At 63.4% G+C, this 3,528-nt stretch carries 2 protein-coding genes and 1 pseudogene; all 3 read left to right on the plus strand.

The genetic code is table 11. The features are described from left to right. A pseudogene (locus MAXJ12_RS09990) lies at positions 1-190 on the plus strand (MFS transporter); the annotation flags it as partial. A gap of 151 nt (positions 191-341) precedes the next feature. Next, entirely contained in the window at positions 342-530 is a 189-nt protein-coding gene (locus tag MAXJ12_RS09995) for a hypothetical protein (protein WP_008835711.1), read from the plus strand. Between the two features lie 69 nt (positions 531-599). Beyond that, entirely contained in the window at positions 600-3,308 is a 2,709-nt protein-coding gene (locus MAXJ12_RS10000; RefSeq protein ID WP_008835712.1) for a bifunctional diguanylate cyclase/phosphodiesterase, read from the plus strand. Positions 3,309-3,528: the final 220 nt, after the last annotated feature.

The raw sequence follows: 3,528 nt of genomic DNA on the forward strand, positions 1-3,528 counted from the left end.
GCTGTCGCTCAACGCCTCGGCGCTTTATTTCGGCATCGCCGCCGGGACGGTCGTCGGCGGGCGAGTGCTGGAATTTGCCGCGCCGTCCGACCTCGGCCTCGTCGCCGCCGCCTTTCCGTTGCTGGCGCTGGCGGTGATGATGGCGAGCGCACGATCGCGGCGCGCCGCCGCCGCGCCTGCGGCTGAGTAGGTCTAGATGTTTGTTTAGTCGCATGATCTTGCCCGAAAAGTCCGCAACTTTTCGCTGCGCGGACCTTCGGTTCGGGATCATGCTTAAGCCGGAACGCGCCGGGTGGTCATGCGTTGACGAGCACATTTCCGTATCTTCCGGAGGAACGATCATGGGCGTAAATCAGGCACCGACCGCAAAGGGCAAGGAAGCGGCCGCCGGGCTGAAGCAGGCTGCGAAGAAAGAGGAGCGCAAGACCGAGGCGCGCAAGGGCGGCGATCTCGCAAAAGGCGCGAAGCGCTTCGAGGAGCGGTCGAAGAGTTCGGACGGCAGGAGCGCCGGCGACAAGCAGCGCGACTGAAGTCCATCCCAATAAAAGCGTATTGAAAGTCAAAGTTAAGCAGTCTGCGCTAATCTGTCGGGAAAGCCGGTGCGAATACCGGATTTCCGACAGGCTGCGGTGTTGAGTTTCTACGGCTTCAATTTTGCCCAGGCGCGCAGGATCGTCCTTGCATGGACGAATATCCCTGCGGCGATTGCCGTGGTGGTGATTGTTGTCGGCGGCATTTATGCCGAACATCAAAACCGGCTCGTGCATGAACAGGCGAGCCGGGCCGTTGTGCTGGCCGACGTCAATCTGATCCGGGCCAAGCTGGAAGGCAAGATCAACGGCAACATCCAGCTTGTGCGCGGGCTCGTCGCCACCATCACCACCGAACCGGAGATGGACCAGGAGCGCTTCGCAGCGCTTGCCGAAAACCTGTTTCGCGAGCAGAGCCAGCTCAGGAACATCGCCGCCGCGCCAGACCTCATCATCTCGCTGATGTACCCCATGAAGGGCAATGAGGACGCCATCGGCCTCGATTACCGCACGGCCGGCCTGCAGCAGGCGGCGGCGCTGAGGGCGCGCGATACCGGCGAACTTGTGCTGGCCGGGCCAGTGGATTTGCGCCAGGGCGGGCAGGCATTCATCGGCAGGTTCCCGGTCTTCACGCCCGCCGAGGGCGGCGGCGAAAAATTCTGGGGCCTCGTTTCGGCGGTGGTGGATGTCGAACGGCTCTACCGCGACAGCGGCCTCACAGATCCGGCGCTGCCGATCGATGTGGCGCTGATCGGACACGATGCACTCGGCAAGGCCGGCGCCCGGTTCTATGGCGGTCCGGAAGTGGCGGAAAGCCATCCGGTGACGGCCAGCGTGCAACTGCCCTCGGGCTCATGGCAGATCGCTGCTATTCCGAAAGGCGGCTGGGACGCGACGCCTCAGAACGCCTGGCTGCTGCGCGCCCTGGTATTCGCGGCCGGTGCGCTGGTGATCGTTCCGATCGTGGTTTCCGGGCGGCTGATCGAGGAGCGCCGGAAGCACTACCGCGATTCGCGCCGCCGCGAAGTGCAACTCAGGCGGCTGTCGCAACGACTGGAACTGGCGCTGGACGCTTCACAGATCGGCGTGTGGGAACATGACCTGGAGACAGACCGGAATGTCTGGGACGACAGGGTCAACGAGATGTACGGGTTGCCGACCGACGGCAAGCCGCGAAATTATGAACACTGGGCCAGCAAGATCCATCCGAACGATCTGGAGCGTGCACAGGGAGATTTCAAAAGGGCGGTGGCGACGCGCGGGCGTTATTCCTCGGAGTACCGCATCGTGCTGCCCGGCGGCGAAATCCGCTATCTCCGCACGCGCGCCATCGTCTATCAGGAGGGCAACGAAACCGCCAAGATGATCGGCGCCGAATGGGATGTGACCGCCGATGTGATGCTCAACAGGGAACTGGAGCGGGCGAAGGACCTGGCGGAGACAAGGTACGCGGAGCTCGAGGCGGCCAAGGCTCGCATCGAGCACAATGCGCTGCATGATTCGCTCACCGGCCTGCCCAACCGGCGCTATCTCGACGAGATACTGGAGCACTATGCGGCGGCCTGCGCACGCAGCGGCGGCTACGCCGCGCTGCTGCACATCGATCTCGACCGCTTCAAGCAGATCAACGACACGCTCGGCCACGCCGCGGGAGACGCCATGCTGGTTCATGCGGCGCAGGTTCTGAAAGCGAATGTGCGGCCGCAGGATTTCGTGGCGCGCATCGGCGGCGACGAATTCGTGGTGGTGTGCACGTCCGAATCCGGCTCGGACGATTTGTCAGTGCTCGCCGATCGCATCACCAGCCAGATGCGCAAGCCGGTCTTCTATGAGGGCCATCAATGCCGGTTCGGCGTCAGCATCGGCATCGCCGCCGAAACCGGCGAAAACATCGATCCGAAGCGGCTGCTGGTCAACGCCGACATCGCGCTCTACCGGGCCAAGAGCCGCGGCCGAAACCGGCATGAATTCTTCACGGAAGCCCTGCAGGCGGAGATCGTCACCACCAAGCGCGTGGCCGATGAGATACTGGCCGGCCTGGAACGCAATGAGTTCGCCGCCTATTACCAGCCGCAGTTCGACGCAAAGACGCTCGAGATCGCCGGCGTCGAGGCGCTGGCGCGGTGGCGGCACCCGACGGAAGGAATACTGACGCCTGAAACGTTCATCCGGATTGCCGAGGAGCTGAACGTCGTCTCGACGATCGACCGCGTGATCCTCGAGCAGGCGCTCGTAGAGTTCGAGGATTGGACCAAGTCCGGCCTTATCGTGCCGCGCGTCTCCGTCAATGTCTCGGCGCGGCGGCTTCAGGACGAGGAACTGATCAAGAACCTGCGCAATCTGGACATCCGTCCAGGCACAGTGTCGTTCGAGCTCGTCGAATCGATCTTCCTTGACGACGATGACGAGATGGTTGCCTGGAACGTCAATCAGATCAAGGAACTCGGCATCGACATCGAGATCGACGATTTCGGCACCGGCTACGCCTCGATCGTCAGCCTGCTCAAGCTCCAGCCGCGCCGCCTGAAGATCGACCGCCAGCTGGTCATGCCGATCGTCGAATCGCCTACGCAGAGAAGCCTGGTGGAATCGATCGTGGAAATCGGCAGATCGCTAGGCATCGAAGTGGTGGCCGAGGGCGTCGAGACGATGCAGCATGCGCGCATCCTCAAGGAACTCGGCTGCGACATGCTGCAGGGTTTCGCGCTCGGGCGCGCCATGAGCGCCGCCGAGCTCAAGACGTTTATCCGCACGCGGAAACAGCGCGCCGCTTCCTAGGTAGGTCGCGGAACGCCGCTCTGGTACACTCCTGCGAGACCGAAAAAGCTGTGACAGGCCGCAACCGTTGGGGTAGTTATCGGTTGAAGGTCACTGGCGGCATTCGCGCCGGGGCCGGTTCGAATTGATGAGGAATGCGCCATGCGCTGGAGAGGCCGTCGGCAGAGCGAGAATGTCCAGGACGCGCGCGGCCGGGGCGGCGGCTTCGGCGGCGGCGGGC

It is taken from the genome of Mesorhizobium alhagi CCNWXJ12-2 (assembly GCF_000236565.1).
Classification (GTDB): domain Bacteria; phylum Pseudomonadota; class Alphaproteobacteria; order Rhizobiales; family Rhizobiaceae; genus Allomesorhizobium; species Allomesorhizobium alhagi.

Bases quoted from the DNA above. Each gene is read 5' to 3' on its own strand.
- MAXJ12_RS09995 (WP_008835711.1), top strand. From the start codon at position 342: ATGGGCGTAAATCAGGCACCGACCGCAAAGGGCAAGGAAGCGGCCGCC.